Here is a 19837-nt window from a genome sequence, read left to right as displayed (position 1 = left end):
TTATAACTAAAAATCAGGCTTTTATGCTTGTTTTCTAAAATTTCGTTAAGTATGGAAAAACCGTAAAAATCAATGTGTGATTTTTTTTATTTTATAGTAAATTTGGTAGTTTTTTAAATTGAGGAGAAAGTAGATGTTTCATAAAAAAACCTCGTAAATATGAAATATCTACGAGGTTTTGAGTGTTATGATGATGTTTTTACTTTTAAGCGTTTTCTACAGCAATCATAGAAATTTCTACATTGACAAACTTTGGTAAATTGGCAACTTCTACCGTTTCTCGCGCTGGTGCAGTTTCATCATTAAAATACTGACCGTATACGCTGTTTATCTGGCTAAAATTATGCATGTCACTAATGAAAATAGATGTTTTTACAACATTCTCAAAAGTCATATCGGCAGCAGCCAACACTGCTTTCATGTTTTCCATGACGAGTTTGGTTTCTTCTTCAATAGAACCTTTTAGCAGTTCTCCCGTTTCTGGATTAATGGCAATTTGTCCCGAAGTATATAAAGTTCCGTTGATAAGTGTTGCTTGATTGTACGGTCCAATAGGCGCAGGTGCGTTTGGTGTAGTAATGATTCTTTTTGACATTAGTTGTGTTTTTTTGGTTATGAGTAATTGGTTTTTTGTTTTTCTTACAAGAAATAATCGTATTAGAAAAACAGCTGAAAGTTATTCAAAAATTCCACAATCTAAAAGTAAAACCAATCTAAAAACCTAACCAGTCTAAGCAAGTCTAAAAAGTCTAACAAAGTCTAAAACTACAACCTTCTATCTGGTTCGCTTCGTTGTTCCCACTTAATATCTTGTAAGATAGATGCTTTAATTCCGATAAAGAAATACCAAGAAGCTCTGGTACTAAACGGAACCCAGTTAAAATTGATTCGCCAACTTTTCAAGTCACGTTCAAAACGCATTTGTGTATAGGTAAAACCTTTGTTTTTAAAGTCATAACCCGAAGAAATTCCTACTTTCCATTGCGGCGTTAATTCCACATTACCAGAAAACATTAGCGAGTTGTTGGATATTTCATTTTGTCGATTGCTGTTGAGATACGTCAAAGAATAGGCGACTCGTAAGTCCCACGGAATCTTAGCGCGATAGGCTTCAACGTCTTCTTTTTCTTCGTCATCATCATCGTCTTCATCCCGAAAGGAATTTCGGTCACTAAAATCTTGTGCTCGACCAAATAAGTCATCATCACGTCCACCACTTCGGGTATTATCAGCATTGTTCCCTTTTCCTTCAAAACTTTTACTAGAGAAAGAATAATTTAGGGTCATGTTGGCGCTCGTTAAACGAAATAAACTTCCACCATTATCAATATTAAATTTATTAATTCGTGTACCTTGGTTATCAATCGCATACGGATCTAGATTTGCACCAAAATTCACATTTAGTTTATTATTAAATAACACGGTGCTACCAGAAACGCGCACTGGAGCCCAAGCCAAAGAATCGGCAGCAATATTATAACTTGTAGCAAAGTTTAAACTGTTTAATAACATTACCTTTTTGGGTTCTGTTTGTGTAGAATCGTTTGAACGTACTTTGGCTTCTACCGTATTGGCGACGTTTAATCCTATAGAACTTGCAAATGTTTGACTCGGCACGCCAAAAAGTCCATCTTCAAAACGTGTATATTCTTGCATTGTTCTATTTTCGGCATCAATTATATACGTATCATAATATTGATCGAAAGCAGGATTGTAGCTATAACTTATAGAAGGTCGTAATGTATGTCGAATGGCTTGAATTTTTCGATCTTCTCCACGATCAAATGTACCATATAACGTAGTACCAATACTTGCACTAAAATTGTAGGTTCTGTAAGAATCAAAACCATTAATAGTGTCTTTTACAGAAGCAATTTGCTCTGTCATTGTAGGATCGTCAGGATCAATAATAGCATCCGAACGTTCCGTGGTTTTAAACGTCCAGACTTCATCATAGTTTCCACCCAAACTCACACTTAAGTATTTCAATAATTTAAAGTTCGTGTTGACAGGAATACTGTGTCTCAGTCCCATTTTGGCATCATCAAACATTTCTTTCTTAAAGAATAACGAATCGGTAGTATTAATTCTATTTTCTCCTCGTAAATTGTATTGAAAGTTAATATTTTGAATGATTCCTTTTTTCGTTCCGTCTTTTGGCGCAAATGGATAAATACGTTCTACACTTGCTTGTAATGTAGGAAGTGTAAGGTTGATGCTTTCTGTGTTGGTATTTTGCGAATGCGTCGCCGTAAGCGAAATGTTTACTGATGGATATGATGGAAATGTTTTGGAATACGAAACTGACGAATTCAGCGTGTTATTCAAGAAATTTGGAGTATTTAATTGATTGATAGAAGCTTGGTAAAACGAGCTACTACCTAAGTTTACCGAAGCAGAAAAACGCGAATTCGGATTTGCTTTTGCATCTTGATTGTGTGACCAACGAATATTGTAAATGTTGGATTTGCTGTAATCTGGGAAGCCTCGTTGACTGTTAATTACGGCTTCAAATCGTACACTTAGGTTTCCGCGGAAGCGATACCGCAACGCATAATTGGATTCGCCCCGAAAGGCATAACTTCCATTGGTATAATAATCACCCAGAAGCGCGAGATCGAAGTAATCACTGACGGCAAAATAATATCCTCCATTCTGAAAGAAATACCCACGACTACTGTTTTCTCCAAAAGTAGGGAAGATAAAACCAGAAGCTCTATCGTCCGTTAACGGAAAATACGCAAAAGGAATTCCAATTGGCGTTGGAACATCTGCAATATATAAGTTGGTAAAACCAGAAACGATTTTCTTGTTCGGAACTAATTTAATCTTTCGTGCGAGGAAAAAATATTCAGGATTATCAATATCTTTAGAAGTGGTGAATTTTGCATTTTTCAAGAAAATCACCGAATCATTTTCTTTTTTAGAGAGTTCGCTGGCAATTTTAGTTCCGTTTTGCTCGGTTCTAGAATTCCAAATCAGTGCTTTTTCGGTGTCAAAATTAAATCGGATAGAATCAGGTTCAACTATATTATTACCCTGCTTAAAATACGGCGCTTGCGAATATACGCCTGCAGTATCTTTCAAACGACCAGCATACACTTCATTCTTCTCATAATCTAATACGATAATTCCCGATTTCAATTCTGTATCTTGATAATACAATTCGGCTTCATCATATAAATAGATTTTTTTGTCTCGCTGACTAATTTTTACATAATCTTTGGATTTGTATTTTACCAAGTCGAGTAATACAGGTGCTTTCTCAGGAACAGAATCTTTTTGAATAGAATCATTCTTAATGCTGTCGTTTACTTTGCGTGTTCCTATCCTTATAGAATCTTTAAGAGTAACCTTTAGGGTATCCATTTCCTGCTCCTGTCCAGGTTTGAATGGAAGTTTTTTCCTTTTAGGAAGTTCTTGTGAAAAAGCAAAGGAACTAATCAAAAGTAGTATTAGCTGTATACCTATGTAAAATCTTTTTGTCTGCAATGGTCTAATCCAAATTCTTTATATAACACAAAAGAAAGATTTCTTTTATGAATAATCAACTAACTTTTATATTTTCGCTCATATACGAAAGCCGTAAAAGTATGGCTCAATATTTGAAGTGCCAAACCTAGTCGTGTATTTTTATCATACATTTATGATATTTTAATTATAATTAACACAATAAGGAATGCACAATACGCATTATTATATTAGTAACGTATAGAAAACGAACTTTATGCATACATATTTTTCAATTTTAATTTTCCTCTGTACAACGAGCTTTTTGGTTGCAGCAAATGGAGATGGCGAAAATAATTCTTCAAAAAAGAAACAATTTGTAGTAATGATTGATCCTGGACATGGCGGGCGCGATACAGGAACACCAGGGACAGGCAGATACAAAACTACCGAAAAAGACATCGCTTTAGATGTTTCACTAGCTTTGGGAAAAATGCTCGATAAGCTTCCCAATGTAAAGGTAATTTACACGCGTACCAAAGATACGTACCCAACACTAAATCAACGTGCGGTAAAAACAAACAAGAAAAAAGCAGATTTATTTATTTCGATACATTGCAACGCACAACCTGGAAAAAAAGGAACTGCGTATGGTGCGGAAACGTTTGTTTTAGGTTTAAGTAAAAATAAAACCAACTTGGAAGTTGCCAAACGTGAAAACTCGGTAATATTCTTGGAAGACAACTATGAAGAAACCTATGCAGGATTTGATCCGAGTTCACCAGAATCACTCATTAGTTTAATCCTTTTACAGGAAGAATATTTAGACCAAAGCATTGAAATAGCATCTTACATTCAAAAAGAGTTTAAAGTTACCGCAAAGCGAAAAGACAGAGGTGTAAAGCAGGCAGGTTTTTGGGTGTTATCTAAAACATACATGCCAAGTGTATTGGTTGAATTAGGCTTTTTAACGCACAAAAAGGAAGAAGATTATTTAAACTCGAAACGAGGAAAAAAAATCATGACGCAATCTTTATACAATGCAGTTAAAAAGTATATAGAGTTGCATACGCGAACCACTTTTAGTGAAGATGATGTTGTTATTGACGAGCTTGACGAAGATAAAAAAGAAGCTTCAAGAGTGATAAAAGGTGTTACTTTTAAAGTACAACTCTCTGCTAGTTCAAAAAAGATTGCTACAAAATCATACAATTTTAAAGGATTAAAAGATATATCTAGAGAAAAATCAGGAAAAATATATCGCTATTTCTATGGTAAAACTTCTGATTATGAGGAGATAAAGCGTTTAAAAGAGCATGCAAAACGCAAAGGCTACAAAGATTGTTATGTCGTTGCATACAAAAAGGGAAAAAAAATATCATTGGCAGATGCGTTAAATGAATAATAAATTAGACGTATTCTTAGTAAAAAAATGTTAATTTTGTGAAGTTCACAAATTCCCAATACATTGAAAATATCCAGAGAAATCAAAACAGCATTTCTAGCAATTACCGCGCTAGTCCTTTTATATTTCGGAATTAGTTACTTAATGTCAAGGTCTGTACTATCTAATGATCGTATTTTCTATGCAGAATACAATGACATTGGTGGTTTAATTCCCGCCACGAAAGTAACCATAAATGGTTTTAAGGTTGGTAAGGTACAAGACATTCAATTACAAGCTTCAGGGAAATCAATGGTCACTATAGCATTAGAAAATGACTTTCAGTTTTCAAAAAATAGTACGGTTCAGTTGCAGGAAAATGGTTTTATCGGTGGAAAATCTTTAGCAATTCTTATCAAACGCGATGGTGGAGCCGTTGCAGTTTCTGGAGATACTTTACAAACTGTAATACAACCAGGAATGATTGATACCTTCAAAAATCAACTCACTCCATTACAAGACAAAGTAGAAAAAATGTTGGTAAGCACCGATTCGTTGTTAACTTCTGTTAATGAAATTTTAAACAAAGATTCGAGAAACAATATCAAAAAAAGTCTCGAAGATTTAATGACGACAATTTCTAATTTCAAAAAAGCTTCTGGAACATTCAATTCATTGTTAGATGGTAATAAAGATAAACTAGACAACACATTTACAAATCTCGATAATATGGCGTCTAACATGTCTACAATATCCGATTCGTTGGCAAGACTAGAGCTCAATAAAACCATGAAGCAAATGCAAGGAACAATCAATCGATTCGATAATATCATTGCTGGTATTGAAAATGGAGAAGGTTCTGTTGGAAAATTATTGAGAGACGAAAAATTATACGATAATCTTACAGGCGCATCTTTACAAATGGAGCAATTGCTTCAAGACATGAAGTTGAATCCGAAACGTTACGTACATTTCTCACTATTTGGAAAAAGACCAAAACCATACTCACCACCAGAAGAAGGAGAAAAAGACGAAAAAGAAGAAAAGAAAAACTAAATAACCATCAAACAATAATTACTCATGGAGTACATTCCTAATATTCTATTTGCCATACTATTAATTGTTGGCGTAGGTTACTTTGCAAAAAACGTTAAAAAACTCACCAGAAACATCAAACTAGGAAAGGATGTTGATCGCTCTGACAACAAATCCGAACGCTGGAAAAATATGGCAATGATTGCGCTTGGACAATCTAAAATGGTAAAAAGACCTATTGCAGGTTTCTTGCATATTATTGTATATGTTGGGTTTATCATCATCAACCTAGAAGTTCTTGAAATCATCATTGACGGACTCTTTGGAACACACAGAGTATTCACTAAAGTGTTGCCAGACAGCGTATATGGTTTCTTAATAGGAAGTTTTGAAATACTAGCAGTATTGGTGTTAATTACCGTAATTATCTTTTGGTTGCGACGAAATGTCATCAAACTCAAACGCTTCTTAAGCGCCGAAATGAAAGGTTGGCCAAAAAGTGATGGTAACATCATTCTATACTTTGAAGTTGTATTAATGACGTTATTCTTAGTGATGAATGCAACTGATGCAGAATTTCAAGCAATGGGATCAGGGAACATCATAAGCAAACACATTGCAGGTTTATTTGGTTCAGGAGAACATTTACACATCATAGAAAGAGCAGCTTGGTGGTTGCACATTGCAGGAATTTTAGTATTCTTAAACTACTTATATTACTCAAAACACTTACACATACTCTTAGCGTTTCCAAACACATGGTATGCAAACCTAAAGCCAAAAGGGCAATTTGTAAATGATGCAAGTGTGACGAAAGAAGTAAAACTAATGATGGACCCGAATGCCGATCCTTTTGCCGCTCCGGCGGAAGGAGAAGACGAAGGCGAACCTGAAAAATTTGGTGCTTCGGATGTGCAAGATCTAAACTGGGTACAACTGATGAACTCATATACTTGTACAGAATGCGGACGTTGTACAAGTGAATGTCCTGCAAACCTAACGGGAAAAAAACTTTCGCCACGTAAAATAATGATGGACACTAGAGATCGTCTGGAAGAAGTCGGAAAAAATATTGATGCCAACAATGGAACGTTTGTAGACGATGGAAAATCACTCTTAAACGATTACATCACTACTGAAGAATTGTGGGCGTGTACATCTTGTAATGCTTGTGTAGAAGCATGTCCTGTAAACATTGATCCATTATCAATCATCATGGAAATGCGTAAATACTTAGTCATGGAACAATCGGCAGCACCAACAGAACTCAACGTAATGATGGGGAACATTGAAAACAATGGAGCGCCTTGGCCTTACAACCAAATGGATCGATTGAACTGGAAAGACGAAAACTAAAAAAAGACAACTTAAAAAGATACGAAGATGAAAGTACCTACAATGGCAGAATACATGGCAGAAGGGAAACAACCAGAAATATTATTTTGGGTTGGTTCTGCTGGAAGTTATGACGATAGAGCAAAAAAAATTACCAAAGCTTTTGTGAAAATCTTAAACAAAGCAAATGTTGACTTTGCTGTTTTAGGACCAGAAGAAAGCTCAACAGGAGACGTAGCAAAGCGTGCAGGAAACGAATTCTTATTTCAAATGCAAGCTATGATGAATATCGAAGTACTCAATGGTTATGAAATAAAACGAATTGTAACCTGTGATCCGCACTCATTCAACTGTATAAAAAACGAATATCCTTCTCTCGGCGGAAAATATGAAGTAGTGCATCATACACAATTTATAAAAGAACTCATAGATAGCGGACGTTTGCAAAATGTAGGAGATACGTACAAAGGAAAACGTATCACGTTTCACGATCCTTGCTACTTAGGTAGAGCGAATGAAGTATACGATGCGCCTCGTGACGTACTAAGTGTTCTAAATGCAAACCTAACAGAAATGAAACGCCACAAAGCTACAGCACTATGTTGTGGAGCAGGAGGCGCACAAATGTTCAAAGAACCTGAAAAAGGAGACAAAGATATCAATGTATTGCGTACGGAAGATGCGCTAGAAACAAACCCAGAAATCATTGCAACAGGTTGTCCATACTGCAACACAATGATGACAGATGGTGTTAAATACAAAGAAAAAGAAGACAGTATCATTGTTCAAGATATTGCTGAATTAATTGCAAACGCACAAAATCTATAAAAAAACAAAATCAAACCGATGAAAAAAATAATTACCACCATCATCCTATTAGTCGCAACCATAGGATTTGCACAAAACAAGGACACAAAAGATGCTGTGCTAAAAGAAATAACTAATGAAGTTTGCGAATGTGTTTCTGCAAAAACGGCAGAAGGTTTAACCGCAGATGAAGTAGAAGTACAATTAGGACTTTGTATGATGTCTTCGTACGGAAAATATAAAAAGCGTTTGGATAAATTTATGATTGTTTCTCTAGATGATTCCGCTTCGCTTGAAAAATTAGGACAAGAAATAGGTTTCAAAATGCTTGAAATTTGTCCAGATACATTTATGGTATTTGCGAAAGACTTGGTTCAGGAAGAACTTGATAATGAAAATTCGCAGCCTGTCGTTTCAGACAATACAACAATGGTTTTTGGAGAAATCGTAAAGCTTACCAAAGAACAATTCAATATTGTAACTTTCAAAGCAAACAATAAAAGAACTTATAAATTACTTTGGATGGAGTATTTTGAAGGTCAAGAATTATTGGACGATGTAAAACAACTAAAAAATCAAAGAGTAAAAGTATCGTATGAAAACAAAGAAATGTACGATCCAAAACTCAAAGATTACCGCACATACAAAGTATTAAGAAAAATAGAAGCTGTAAACTAAAACACTATGTTGGTAGCATTTGATAAAATAGCTGACGAAGCACGAGTTTGGATATATCAAGCCAATCGCTCATTCAGTGAAACCGAATTGGAAGAATTACACACAAAACTATCCAACTTCATTACGCAATGGACAGCACACGGAACTGACTTAGAAGCCTCTTTTGAAATAAAGTACAAGCGTTTCATCATCATTGCAGTCGACCAAACCAAACAAGCGGCAACTGGCTGTTCTATTGATGCTTCTGTACATTTCATTCAGCAATTAGAAAAAGAATACAATGTTGATTTAATGGACAAAATGAACGTATCTTACAAACAAGGACAATACATTGCGTATAAAGACTTAAAAGCATTCCGAAAAATGGCAAAAGACAAAGCGGTTACAGGAAACACCATTGTTTTTAACAACTTAGTAGCAACAAAAGCAGAATTCCTTGAAAACTGGGAAGTTCCTGCCAAAGAAAGCTGGCACGGACGTTTTTTAAACTAAAAAACATTTCAAAATATCAATAGCGAAAAGGCAAACAGTACTGTTTGTCTTTTTTTGTGCTTTTTTACGGATAAAATATGTAGGATGATTATATGTAAAATAGCTTAATTTTCAGTAACTTAGAGATTCAACAAAACATTTTTATCATGAAAAAAAGATCATTAAAAAAATTCCGCTTGCGAAAAACAGCAATTTCTAATTTACAAGGACATCCAGATGAAGCAAAAATCAAAGCAGGATTAGCTGCAGCCACAGGTACAGGTTGCTTGCGAGATTCCAAATGGTGTGAATTTAGCGAAATCGTTTCTTGTTACAGTCCATGCGGATCTGACAATGGAACTATTGGTTGTAGTCCAGCATAGAAATTACATTTCTTAAAATACATAAAAGGTAGGCAATTTGCTTACCTTTTTTTATATAACAAATACATTTTTAGATAGTTGTAATTTTTTCTTAAAAAAATGATTTTAGAATAAATATAGTATGGAAAAACCATAACTGTTTGATTTTCAATTTGTTTATCTTTATGAAAACAAAAGTAATAATCATTATGAAAAAAAGAAATTTAAACGGAAAATTAGCGTTAAGAAAAAATTCAGTATCCAACTTACAAATTGAAAAAGTTAAAGGTGGCGGAAACACAGATATTTGTACAGGAACTCAACCTTCATGTGCAGGCTGTGATACTCCTACCAGAAATCCATGTGTACGTCCAACAAGAGGTGATTGGACATGTCAAGGTTGCCCACAGCAATAAAAAATCAATACATAAACTTATCCTACTTCAATATGTTTATAAGGGAAAACACGTAAAAATGTTTTACATCAACAAGTTTGATAAAAAAGGAAAGCCTTACTTGTACAGAGTGAGGCTTTTTTATATTTACACTATAAGTAACAAACTAACTAACGTGATTTCGACTTAAGAAATCACTAAATAGTTTATAATTTACTGAAAAATAACTACTTGTAAGTTTGAGCATTATCGTAGATACCGAGCGTAGCGTACGAGAACAATGTAAAAACAGCTGTTTCAATCGAATCTATAACTCCGCTAGTATCTTCGATGTAAAATATATTTTAATCTCAATAATGCTCAATTTGACATTTTTACTATATATCTGAAAATCAGTTTTATAAAATAAAAGTTATATTGAACTTATGTTAATTAACGTGAGTTCGACGTAAGAATTTTAGTTTGAAACTTTTCTTTTCCGCAGTATAGCAGGAGTTTTTCGTTAAAAATTTTTGAAACCTTGGAGAAATGTTAATTCATGAACTCCATAACTGAAAATAGAGCATGGTGAACTAAAATTTAGAAAAACTCATGCGGTTTTAGTTTTTCCCTAAAAGAAAAACTAAAAATACCTCTGGAAAAGTTCCCTTTCTTTTGTTTCTTTTCTTTGGGTAAGCAAAGAAAACGAAAATAAAACGCTGAAAATGAATTGCATAACAGAATTATTTCTAAAATTACTATAAATATAAATTGATTGATTTATATCGAACTGACGTTAATTAATAAAATATATAGTTGCATTTTTATAAGTCTGTATAAGAGGCAAGTTTTACAATATAAATTAAGACATTAATAGCATTTCGTCCCAATCCAAAGTAGTTGTTTGTAATTTGCTTAACAAAGAAAGTCCCAAACCTGCATATCCAAGTAAAAAGCCTGTGACATCTTTTCGAGCATAACTGCCTATTTGTGTATGATTTGACTTAATTTGAGGTGTGCCACGATCTAACTGTTGCAACGTTTTTGAATACCAATAATTAGCAGCAAATTTAAAATCATCAATCTGCGTAGTTATATATAAACGTTGAAAAATATGAGCAGCTCCAGAAGTGCCGTGACACAACCAAACATCATTCATCATCAAAACTTCCATATCTTTTCTATGCGTTGTATGAATCAACATCGTTGTAACTTCTTTTTGAAGAACTATATCTTTTAAAAGAAAGCTAGTTGTATACAAAACGGTCAAAATTCCTAAATCTCCATAACACCAAGCGAGTCTGTTATGATTACTTTGGTTTATTGTTTTGCCAATTCTGTTTGGAAAAAAACTGCCATTGGTAATAAAATCTTTTTTGTGTTTAAAGGTAAAATTGATGATTAATCTTAATATAGCTTCACATTTTTTCGGATTGATTTGTCTTGCGAATAATTTATTCAAAACAGCGACAAAGCCATACATTCCGTGGGAAACCCCAAAATTAATACTAGGAAATTCGTGTCGTGTATCTTTTTGTTCAAAAAAGGAAATCGGATCTTCCAATTTAAAAATATCTTCATGCACATCATCAACAAATGTTTGAAGTAGCTGTATATCTGTATTTTCTTTGGAAAGTATATAAAGTAAGATGCCGCTGAAACCTGATATAAATTCGTAATTCTTTCGCTTCAATTCGTTCTTAGCAACTTCCATAAAAGTTATATCAAATTCAGCAGTATCAAAAGCATTTTCAATCTCAACAAAACGTCGAATATAATTGAAAAACCAACCGATACCAGCCAAACCTGAAGAAAACAAATACGAATCGGGAAGATCATTTTCCAGTTGATCGTACAATATTTCTAAATAGTGAATAGCACTGTCGTAATGACGAGTTTCTTTAGTAACTTCGTGTAAATGAAAGTAAAAAATAATAATACCAGGCAAACCACTATTGATGGTAATTGACTTATTATCAAATGATTTAATGAAGAAATCAATGCTTTCTAAATGTAAATGAATTTTCTCTTTCATTGCTTTCAGTTAAATAACAAACTCACGAACTCACAATTTCAAACTGTTCAAAATCAATCTGTAACTTGGTTTCTATAACATTAAAAATGCTACGTGCTGTATTTTTAATATCATCAGCGACCGTAAGCGTGATGCCTTTTACATACATATCTAAAAACGATTCATCAGGAAACTTAGGAATATTGTACTTTTCTCTAAAAGAGACATTTGAAATATAATTCTCCATCTTAAAAAACGGATATTGAAAAATACATTCTACACCCAACAATTTCGTGTATAAAATCAACGATTTTTCTAAAAACACATGAAACTCTTTCAAGGTAAATATGCCCAAATTGTCTTGCAGTAATGCATCTTTATATTTCCAAAGACTATACGCTTGTAATTGTAAACTTTTTAAGGGATGCTTTATAAAAGGCAATTGCATAACCAAAATGGCTTCTTCTTTCAAATGCTTCATTTCTCCAGTTACATCATGTAAAATGATTCCTTGCGAAAGCATGCGTGCTTGAAATTTCGAATACGATCGCAATTGTGAATAAAAGTAATCATAGGCTTCCGTTACAGGATAAGCAGTATATGAAATATGATATCCATTACAAATTTTTACACCTTTATACCGTTTACTAACATTAGAATTCAGAATAATTTTAATATCAATATCAGAATGCTCTGAAAATTGCCCCGTGGCATAACTACCCACTAAAAACACACCAATAATCTCGGTGTTTTCTTTTAGTTTAGAAACATAAGATTCCAAAATAGATGTAATGTTTGTTGGGATCATTCTTTAAAAATTAACGGAATAAAATTAAAGTATCATTTCTACGTTGAAATAGGATAAAATCGCAAATGGATATTTGAGAATGTCTAATTTTAATCAAGGCGCAACGGTAATTGCGCCTTGATGGTAGTTTACAAATTGATGATTAAGAACAAGCTCCCCAACCTTGATCTCCCGTATAACAAAAGGCTCCTGTGCAATTGCAATCGGTATGACACGTATCTTCACATGTTGGATATACGGTTTCTGGAATACAATTAATTTCACAAGTTTCATAATTTGTTTTGTCGTCATTTCCTCCAACAACTCGCCTTTGGGCTTTGTTAGACAAAGAAGCAACTGATTTTTTGTTCAACGAAAGTGAACGAGAAAACTTTTTTTTCATAATTAAATAGATTTTAATATTAATAATATCACAAAGCAATTCATTAAAACTCGAATAAAAAACACAAGCTGCCCGAAATTAGATGATTTAGGCAATAGAAAATAAACTCAAAATTGAAAGCAATGCCTTACGAATCAAAGGTGTGACATACTTAAAGATTATACTGCATAATATTAAAATCTATTAATCATGTAAAAGAAGAATATAAAAAGCCTTACTCAACAATACGAGCAAGACTTTTTTATAAAACGAAATAACAGATAGCATACATCATTACATCCTACAAAAAAGTTTTATAGAACGAATATATATCTATCCTTACGAATAATTGGCTAATGAATTATTGCCAAATTGATAACTTGGATCTTTTAGCATTCTGCTATAAATCTCCGTATCAACAGTAACGGGAACGTCCAAATATGGAAGTTTAATCTGATAACTTTCCCCTCTTTTCTTTACTAATTGGACTCTTAAAGGTTGTTTCTCCATAATTAAAAAAAATTAAAAAGTTAAACCGAATAAAAATACAAAAGCAAAAAGGCATAAAGTGTGCCATTTTCGCTAGTCTAAATTATAAAATGATTTTATAAAAGTCAATATTTATTTTCTGTCAAAATGACACTATTGCTGAGATGCAAGATGATTTAAGAAAAAATAAAAAGGTTTAAAATGTCACTTTTTTGTTAAAAAAATCAAAAAAATAATACTGTCAATCTGCTTTAAAAACTCATGGCATTTTATTTGTTAAATACAAAAAAACATTCAAAAAACTATGTTTAACTGTTTAAAATAGAAATTTCATGAAAAAGCTCACAATGGTATGTGTATTTTTGACGTTTCTTACAGCGCAAACGAGTAATGCACAATCAACAAAAAATCAACAACAACCAGATGAAAGGGTAGAAGTCAACAAAAAATATGACGAAAACGGAAATCTTATCCAATACGATTCTATCTATTCATATTCATCTTCAAGCGGAAATCTAAAAATGCATTCTAAAAAGCTTGATTCATTAATGAAAAACTTTTTTCCAAAAGAATTCGCTAGTCTTTTTCCAGAAATAGACACAAAATCACAAAACACTCCTTTTGGTTTCTTGCAGCGCCATCAAAATATAGATTCTCTTTGGAAACAACGCATGGAAATGCATCGTAAAATGATAGAAAAATACTTTAAACAAACATTTCCCAACGAAAAAGAGCAGAAACCGTTCAAAAAGCAAAAAATATAAGCATCATACAAAAATCTAAAAGTCTTGTTAATTTTCAACAAGACTTTTTTGTGTGCGAGAAAGTCTGTACATTTAATCTATATTGTGAATGCGGTAAAAAATGGCATCTTTTTTGTCTTACCAATACCGTACATGTAAGTGAAAGTTACCCTATGAATAAATTCAGCGCGATCATCCTCTTTATCGTTTCCCTCTTTATAATAAGTGCGCATCAACCGTACACAAAGCTACCAAAGAAATACACAGCTCAAGAAAAATGGGTAGATAGTGTCTACACAAACATGACGCTTAAAGAACGCTTAGGACAACTCTTTACCATTGGCGCGTATGCTAACAAAGGTTTGGCTGCCGACAATAGAATAAAGCAACAAATAATGAAATACAACGTTGGTGGCGTACTATTCTTAGGCGGAAATCCAACGCATCAAGTTGAACTTACCAATCAATTTCAAAACCTTTCCAAAATTCCGTTGCTCATTTCCATGGATGCCGAATTTGGCTTAGGAAATCAGCTCGATTCTTTACCAACCTATCCGCACAATATGATGCTTGGCGCCATTCAAAACAACTATCTTATAGAACAAATAGGACAACGTATTGGAGAGCAAAGTAAGCGTTTGGGAATACATGTAAACTTTGCACCAAACACTGCTGTACATAGTTTTAAAACATCTGTAGCAGGAAATCGTTCATTTGGAGAATCTGAAAATAATGTAACCGAAAAAACACTCGCTTTTCACAAAGGCATGCAAAAATCAGGAGTTGTCGCTTGCGCAAAATACTTTCCATCAATGGGAAACAAATCTTTGGATGCCGCAGCAACCTTTCCCGAACTGAATATTTCTGAAGAATATATAGAAAATGTAGACTTATATCCGTACCGAAATCTCATCAATAACAACATTGAGGCAATCATGACTGGACATGTACAAGTGCCAAATATCGAACCTATTGACGGACTTTCTGCGTCGTTATCTTACAACGTTGTCACCAAAATACTCAAAGAAGAATTTGGGTATAACGGACTCATCTTTTCGGCGAAACTCAATGATAAACGACTCACAGCCAACGAAAAACCTGGCGATGTAGAATTGGCAGCATTTCTGGCGGGAAATGATATATTGCTCCTTCCGGGAGAATTGCCTCAGGTGCTACAAAAATTTGAAGAAGCAATCATGGTCGGACTCATCAAAGAAGAACGCTTGGCGTATTCTGTAAAAAAGATTCTCGCCGCAAAATACAAGCACGGTTTGTTCACGGCTGAACCGATAAAGGAAGATTCTATCCTAATAGATTTGCAACTCATAAAAGACGATCTTTTGCACCGAAAAGCCATCAAACATGCAATTACGGCGGTAAAAGTAAATGACAGTATCTTGCCGATTCAAAACTTAGATAAACAAAAAATTGCCTACGTAAAAATGGGCGATGCAAACGAAAGTACATTTATCAATACCTTACGTAAATATGCTGCGGTAGACATCATCAAAGGAAAAAATCTTGCCGATTTAGTTGAACGACTTTCTAACTATTCAACGGTAATTATTGGTTTTCACAAATCCGACGCAAGTTCAACAGAAGACTATCAATTTACAGACAAAGAAATCGTTTGGTTGCAAGAAGTAGCACGAACCAATACGGTAATTCTAGATGTATTTGCAAGTCCGTACAGTCTCAACAAAGTAAAAAGCTTTACCAATATTGACAACATTATTGTATCCTATCAAAACAGTGATGCTTCTCAAGAAATTTCTGCACAAATCATTTTTGGAGCATTAAAAGCAGAAGGAAAATTGCCTGTTCGTATCAAAAACGACTTTCCGCTAAGTACGGGAATTGTTACGCAACAACTCTCTCGCTTAGGTTATGATTTGCCAGAAACGGTTGGTGTCAGTTCGGTAAAACTAAAACGCATTGATTCGCTAGCGGAATTAGTTGTATCTGAAAAAATGGCGCCAGGTGTACAATTGCTTATCGCGCGTAGAGGAAAAGTAATCTACAACAAAAACTTTGGGTATCATACGTACAAGAAAAAACAAAAAGTAACCGACAGTGATATTTATGATGTTGCTTCCATGACAAAAATATTAGCAACCTTACCAATGGTAATGAAACAAGAAGAAAACAAAAATCTTGCGCTCAATTCCAAACTTGTAGACTTGTTGCCAAAATTCAAAGGAACCAACAAAGAAAAACTAAAAGTAGTAGAAATTCTATCGCATTACGCACGTTTAAAACCATGGATTCCTTTCTATGTAAACACGTTAGACTCCATTACCAAAAAGCCAGATAAAAAATGGTACAGCAACAAAAAATCAGAAAAATACAGTATCAAAGTTGCTAAAAACTTATACATGAATGCGGAATACAAAGATTCCATCATGCAACGTATCATTGACAGTGATTTACTAAAAAGAAAGCGATACAAATACAGTGACTTGCCTTTTTACATTCTAAAAGATTATATAGAAGCTTCATACAAAACTGATTTAAACAAACTTACACAACATTATTTCTACAAATCGTTAGGTGCACATTACACAACATACAATCCGTTGGAAAAATTTTCAAAAAAAATGATAGTTCCTTCAGAAATTGACGACTATTATCGAAATCAAACATTGCAAGGTTACGTTCACGATATGGGCGCAGCCATGCAAGGTGGAATAGGAGGACACGCAGGATTATTTAGCAATGCCAATGATGTTGCCAAAATCATGCAAATGTATTTACAAGGCGGAACGTACGGTAATGTCAAATATTTTGATGCGGCAACCATAGCAAAATTCAACAACTGTTACTATTGCCACAAAGACAACCGACGCGGCGTAGGGTTTGACAAACCGCAACTTGGCGATGTTGGACCAACTTGTGGTTGTGTATCGATGAATAGTTTTGGACATTCAGGATTCACAGGAACGTACACGTGGGCAGATCCAGATGAAGACATTGTATACGTTTTCTTATCTAACAGAACCTATCCGACGATGTCGAATAGAAAACTAATTAAAACTGATATACGAACCAAAATTCAAAAGCTCATATACGAAGCAATTGAAGACTAAACCTAACTAACTTTGAAAATAGCAATTGTATGTTACCCTACATTTGGCGGAAGTGGCGTTGTAGCTACCGAACTAGGAATTGCCTTAGCCAATAGAGGACACGAAATACATTTTATTACGTACAAACAGCCTGTTCGCTTGGCTTTATTGAGCGAAAACATTCATTTTCATGAAGTAAATGTACCAGAATATCCACTATTTCATTACCAACCGTATGAATTGGCGTTATCGAGCAAATTGGTCGATATGGTGAAGCTACACAAAATTGATTTATTGCACGTGCACTATGCCATTCCGCATGCATACGCAGGTTATATGGCAAAAAAGATGTTGGCGGAAGAAGGAATCACCGTACCAATGGTTACGACGCTTCACGGAACCGATATTACCTTAGTAGGAAGTCATCCGTTTTACAAATCGGCAGTAACATTTAGCATCAACAAATCAGATGTTGTCACGTCGGTTTCAGAAAGTTTAAAGCAAGATACCTTGCGATTATTTGACATAAAGCGCGAAATTGATGTTGTGCCAAACTTTATTGATGTTTCTAAATACGATAAAGGATTTACGGATTGTCAACGTAGTTTGATGGCGACTGAGGATGAAAAAATTATTACACACATTAGTAACTTTCGTAAAGTAAAACGTATTGATGATGTGATTAAAATTTTCTATGAAATACAAAAAGAAATTCCTGCCAAACTCATGATGGTTGGCGAAGGTCCAGAAAAAGAACCTGCGGAGCTATTATGTGAGCAATTGGGAATCTCGAATAAGGTAATTTTCTTAGGAAACAGCAACGAGATTGATAAAATATTATGCTTCTCGGATTTATTTCTATTACCATCGGAAACGGAAAGCTTCGGATTGGCAGCTTTAGAAGCTATGATTTCATCCGTTCCAGTCATATCGAGTAATACAGGAGGAATACCAGAAGTAAATGTGCATGGTGTTTCAGGATATTTGAGTGAAGTTGGTGATGTACAAGACATGTCGCGCAACGCGCTTAAAATTTTAAAAGACGATGCAGAATTAGCAAAATTTAAAGCGGTAGCCAAAAAAGAAGCAGCAGCATTTGATATTAATAAAATTGTACCTGTGTATGAGTTTATTTATCAAAAGGCTTTTGAAATGGCGTGACTTCGACTCCGCTCAGTCACCGCCATACATTTCGACTTCGCTTAGTCACAGCCATGTATTTTGAATTCATTGCAGTTACCGCAGTATGATTCTAGTTTTATTCTGACAGGTTTGTGAATGCTTTTAGATTGCCTTGTTGATTTCTTAATTACTACTAATTATATATCTTTCGTTGTTATAAAATTTAATCGATGAAAAACCTAAAATATATTGTAATTGTGACTTGTTTCTTTTTGGTTGGAAAGGTCTTTTCACAAGATCATTCTCAAAAAATACAAGAACTTTCAGCGCAATTAAAATTTAAAAATTCAGCATCACTAGAATTGAAAAAAGAATCTTTCAAAATTTTAGACACATTAGCTGTCATTATCAAAAACTCAAATGCTTCCTATATGGTCAAATCTCATTCAACATTGAGAGGAAAACAAGAAGATAATTTAGTAAAAACACAAAAACGAGCAGAAATCATTAAAGAAGAATTAATTAATAGAGGTGTAGATTCAACACGATTAATTGCAAAAGGTTTTGGAGAAACTGATCGTATATATCATACTCCTACAAGGATAGGTGACATGAAAAATGATCGTATAGAAATTGTAAAAACAGAATAAAAATTTATGAACATCACAAAAAAACTAAGAAATAATATCATTTTTTTTGTTGCAATTGCGCTTTTGCTTTTTACACCTCTTGGTACTTTTGTTAAAGTTCAATTGCTAAAAGTATACGTTGCAGTTTCTAGTCCGGCAAGCATAGAAGAAACCAATAGAGAGGTTGTAAACGATTTTCATTGGAATTTAGTAGATAGTTCAGGTAAAAATGTAAACTTTCAGGAAATGGAAGGAGAAATCATTTTGATTAATTTTTGGGCAACTTGGTGTCCGCCATGCATTGCAGAAATGCCAAACTTGAACAAATTGCATAAAGATTATGGAGATAAAATCAAGTTTCTATTTGTGGCAAATGATGCGGTTGAAAAAGTCAATGCGTATTTAGGAAAAAACCAGTACAATTTACCAGTGTATTATTCCTCAGAAAAAGCGCCTAAAGAATTGTATTCAAACAGTATTCCAGCAACATTTTTAATTGATGATCGAGGAAAAATTATTATGAAGAAAATTGGAGTTTCTAATTGGAATAGTGAAACCGTTCGCAATCAAATAGATGAATTGTTAGCTTTTTCGCTTGCTGAGTGATGGCTTTTTGTTTGTTTTAAAATATTTCATCGGAACCCAAAGCATTCCAAAACATTCTCCATCAGCTTTCCCTAAGTGTTTGTGGTGAATTTTATGTGCTCTAC

At 34.0% G+C, this 19837-nt stretch carries 19 protein-coding genes; 13 read left to right on the top strand and 6 right to left on the bottom strand.

Going from position 1 to position 19837, the window contains the following annotated elements:
* Window positions 1-205: 205 nt before the first annotated feature.
* Together KAOT1_RS06730 and KAOT1_RS06725 are read right to left on the bottom strand one after the other, a co-directional pair.
* Entirely contained in the window at window positions 206-595 is a 390-nt protein-coding gene (locus tag KAOT1_RS06730) for a Rid family detoxifying hydrolase (RefSeq protein WP_007093999.1), read from the bottom strand.
* 170 nt (window positions 596-765) lie between these two features.
* Window positions 766-3447 (bottom strand): putative LPS assembly protein LptD, encoded by a 2682-nt coding sequence (locus KAOT1_RS06725; RefSeq protein ID WP_007093998.1) that lies wholly within the window; start codon window positions 3445-3447, stop codon window positions 766-768.
* A 280-nt stretch (window positions 3448-3727) separates the two neighbouring features.
* Here KAOT1_RS06725 and KAOT1_RS06720 point away from each other — a divergent pair, with 280 nt between their 5' ends.
* The 8 genes from KAOT1_RS06720 (at window position 3728) to KAOT1_RS06685 (ending at window position 9938) form a co-directional block, all read left to right on the top strand.
* Window positions 3728-4855: an N-acetylmuramoyl-L-alanine amidase family protein gene (locus KAOT1_RS06720; protein ID WP_007093997.1), complete on the top strand. Its 1128-nt coding sequence runs from the start codon at window positions 3728-3730 to the stop codon at window positions 4853-4855.
* Between the two features lie 63 nt (window positions 4856-4918).
* Window positions 4919-5890 carry an MlaD family protein gene (locus tag KAOT1_RS06715; RefSeq protein ID WP_007093996.1) on the top strand — a complete coding sequence of 324 codons (972 nt, stop codon included), beginning with the start codon at window positions 4919-4921 and terminating at the stop codon, window positions 5888-5890.
* A gap of 24 nt (window positions 5891-5914) precedes the next feature.
* Entirely contained in the window at window positions 5915-7225 is a 1311-nt protein-coding gene (locus KAOT1_RS06710) for a (Fe-S)-binding protein (RefSeq protein WP_007093995.1), read from the top strand.
* Window positions 7226-7252: 27 nt separating this feature from the next.
* Window positions 7253-8032 carry a (Fe-S)-binding protein gene (locus tag KAOT1_RS06705; protein WP_007093994.1) on the top strand — a complete coding sequence of 260 codons (780 nt, stop codon included), beginning with the start codon at window positions 7253-7255 and terminating at the stop codon, window positions 8030-8032.
* An 18-nt stretch (window positions 8033-8050) separates the two neighbouring features.
* A complete protein-coding gene (locus KAOT1_RS06700; protein WP_007093993.1) occupies window positions 8051-8689 on the top strand; it encodes a hypothetical protein in 639 nt (212 codons plus the stop codon).
* 6 nt (window positions 8690-8695) lie between these two features.
* A complete protein-coding gene (locus tag KAOT1_RS06695; protein WP_007093992.1) occupies window positions 8696-9181 on the top strand; it encodes a hypothetical protein in 486 nt (161 codons plus the stop codon).
* 146 nt (window positions 9182-9327) lie between these two features.
* Complete coding sequence (locus KAOT1_RS06690; RefSeq protein ID WP_007093991.1) at window positions 9328-9543, top strand: hypothetical protein; 216 nt, start codon at window positions 9328-9330, stop codon at window positions 9541-9543.
* Window positions 9544-9731: 188 nt separating this feature from the next.
* On the top strand, window positions 9732-9938 hold the full coding sequence (locus KAOT1_RS06685) for a hypothetical protein (protein WP_157560074.1): 207 nt from the start codon (window positions 9732-9734) through the stop codon (window positions 9936-9938).
* An 820-nt stretch (window positions 9939-10758) separates the two neighbouring features.
* On the opposite strand, the gene KAOT1_RS06680 is transcribed toward KAOT1_RS06685, so the two are convergent.
* From KAOT1_RS06680 to KAOT1_RS22795, 4 genes are all read right to left on the bottom strand, one after another.
* Window positions 10759-11931 (bottom strand): lanthionine synthetase LanC family protein, encoded by a 1173-nt coding sequence (locus KAOT1_RS06680; RefSeq protein ID WP_007093989.1) that lies wholly within the window; start codon window positions 11929-11931, stop codon window positions 10759-10761.
* A 22-nt stretch (window positions 11932-11953) separates the two neighbouring features.
* On the bottom strand, window positions 11954-12718 hold the full coding sequence (locus KAOT1_RS06675; protein ID WP_007093988.1) for a nucleotidyltransferase domain-containing protein: 765 nt from the start codon (window positions 12716-12718) through the stop codon (window positions 11954-11956).
* Between the two features lie 142 nt (window positions 12719-12860).
* Complete coding sequence (locus KAOT1_RS06670) at window positions 12861-13100, bottom strand: class I lanthipeptide (protein WP_007093987.1); 240 nt, start codon at window positions 13098-13100, stop codon at window positions 12861-12863.
* 318 nt (window positions 13101-13418) lie between these two features.
* Window positions 13419-13589, bottom strand: coding sequence for a hypothetical protein (locus KAOT1_RS22795; RefSeq protein ID WP_157560072.1), 171 nt, complete (start codon window positions 13587-13589; stop codon window positions 13419-13421).
* Between the two features lie 311 nt (window positions 13590-13900).
* Between KAOT1_RS22795 and KAOT1_RS06665 the strand changes: the two genes are divergently transcribed.
* The 5 genes from KAOT1_RS06665 (at window position 13901) to KAOT1_RS06645 (ending at window position 19733) form a co-directional block, all read left to right on the top strand.
* Complete coding sequence (locus KAOT1_RS06665; RefSeq protein WP_007093986.1) at window positions 13901-14332, top strand: hypothetical protein; 432 nt, start codon at window positions 13901-13903, stop codon at window positions 14330-14332.
* A 152-nt stretch (window positions 14333-14484) separates the two neighbouring features.
* Window positions 14485-17397, top strand: coding sequence for a glycoside hydrolase family 3 N-terminal domain-containing protein (locus tag KAOT1_RS06660; protein WP_040559376.1), 2913 nt, complete (start codon window positions 14485-14487; stop codon window positions 17395-17397).
* A gap of 12 nt (window positions 17398-17409) precedes the next feature.
* Window positions 17410-18537 (top strand): N-acetyl-alpha-D-glucosaminyl L-malate synthase BshA, encoded by a 1128-nt coding sequence (gene bshA / locus KAOT1_RS06655; RefSeq protein ID WP_007093984.1) that lies wholly within the window; start codon window positions 17410-17412, stop codon window positions 18535-18537.
* A gap of 191 nt (window positions 18538-18728) precedes the next feature.
* Window positions 18729-19148, top strand: a complete 420-nt coding sequence (locus KAOT1_RS06650; protein WP_007093983.1) for an OmpA family protein — start codon at window positions 18729-18731, stop codon at window positions 19146-19148.
* A 6-nt stretch (window positions 19149-19154) separates the two neighbouring features.
* Complete coding sequence (locus KAOT1_RS06645) at window positions 19155-19733, top strand: TlpA family protein disulfide reductase (RefSeq protein ID WP_007093982.1); 579 nt, start codon at window positions 19155-19157, stop codon at window positions 19731-19733.
* Window positions 19734-19837 lie beyond the last annotated feature (104 nt).

This window comes from Kordia algicida OT-1 (genome assembly GCF_000154725.1).
Taxonomy (GTDB): Bacteria; Bacteroidota; Bacteroidia; order Flavobacteriales; family Flavobacteriaceae; genus Kordia; species Kordia algicida.
This window is presented reverse-complemented; position numbering and strand designations above follow the sequence as displayed.

What these genes read in the sequence shown, in the direction of transcription:
- KAOT1_RS06730 (WP_007093999.1), bottom strand. Translation starts at nt 595, where the DNA reads ATGTCAAAAAGAATCATTACTACACCAAACGCACCTGCGCCTATTGGA.
- KAOT1_RS06720 (WP_007093997.1), top strand. Translation starts at nt 3,728, where the DNA reads ATGCATACATATTTTTCAATTTTAATTTTCCTCTGTACAACGAGCTTT.
- KAOT1_RS06710 (WP_007093995.1), top strand. Translation starts at nt 5,915, where the DNA reads ATGGAGTACATTCCTAATATTCTATTTGCCATACTATTAATTGTTGGC.
- KAOT1_RS06705 (WP_007093994.1), top strand. Translation starts at nt 7,253, where the DNA reads ATGAAAGTACCTACAATGGCAGAATACATGGCAGAAGGGAAACAACCA.
- KAOT1_RS06700 (WP_007093993.1), top strand. Translation starts at nt 8,051, where the DNA reads ATGAAAAAAATAATTACCACCATCATCCTATTAGTCGCAACCATAGGA.
- KAOT1_RS06695 (WP_007093992.1), top strand. Translation starts at nt 8,696, where the DNA reads ATGTTGGTAGCATTTGATAAAATAGCTGACGAAGCACGAGTTTGGATA.
- KAOT1_RS06690 (WP_007093991.1), top strand. Translation starts at nt 9,328, where the DNA reads ATGAAAAAAAGATCATTAAAAAAATTCCGCTTGCGAAAAACAGCAATT.
- KAOT1_RS06685 (WP_157560074.1), top strand. Translation starts at nt 9,732, where the DNA reads ATGAAAAAAAGAAATTTAAACGGAAAATTAGCGTTAAGAAAAAATTCA.
- KAOT1_RS06680 (WP_007093989.1), bottom strand. Translation starts at nt 11,931, where the DNA reads ATGAAAGAGAAAATTCATTTACATTTAGAAAGCATTGATTTCTTCATT.
- KAOT1_RS06675 (WP_007093988.1), bottom strand. Translation starts at nt 12,718, where the DNA reads ATGATCCCAACAAACATTACATCTATTTTGGAATCTTATGTTTCTAAA.
- KAOT1_RS06670 (WP_007093987.1), bottom strand. Translation starts at nt 13,100, where the DNA reads ATGAAAAAAAAGTTTTCTCGTTCACTTTCGTTGAACAAAAAATCAGTT.
- KAOT1_RS22795 (WP_157560072.1), bottom strand. Translation starts at nt 13,589, where the DNA reads ATGGAGAAACAACCTTTAAGAGTCCAATTAGTAAAGAAAAGAGGGGAA.
- KAOT1_RS06665 (WP_007093986.1), top strand. Translation starts at nt 13,901, where the DNA reads ATGAAAAAGCTCACAATGGTATGTGTATTTTTGACGTTTCTTACAGCG.
- KAOT1_RS06660 (WP_040559376.1), top strand. Translation starts at nt 14,485, where the DNA reads ATGAATAAATTCAGCGCGATCATCCTCTTTATCGTTTCCCTCTTTATA.
- KAOT1_RS06650 (WP_007093983.1), top strand. Translation starts at nt 18,729, where the DNA reads ATGAAAAACCTAAAATATATTGTAATTGTGACTTGTTTCTTTTTGGTT.
- KAOT1_RS06645 (WP_007093982.1), top strand. Translation starts at nt 19,155, where the DNA reads ATGAACATCACAAAAAAACTAAGAAATAATATCATTTTTTTTGTTGCA.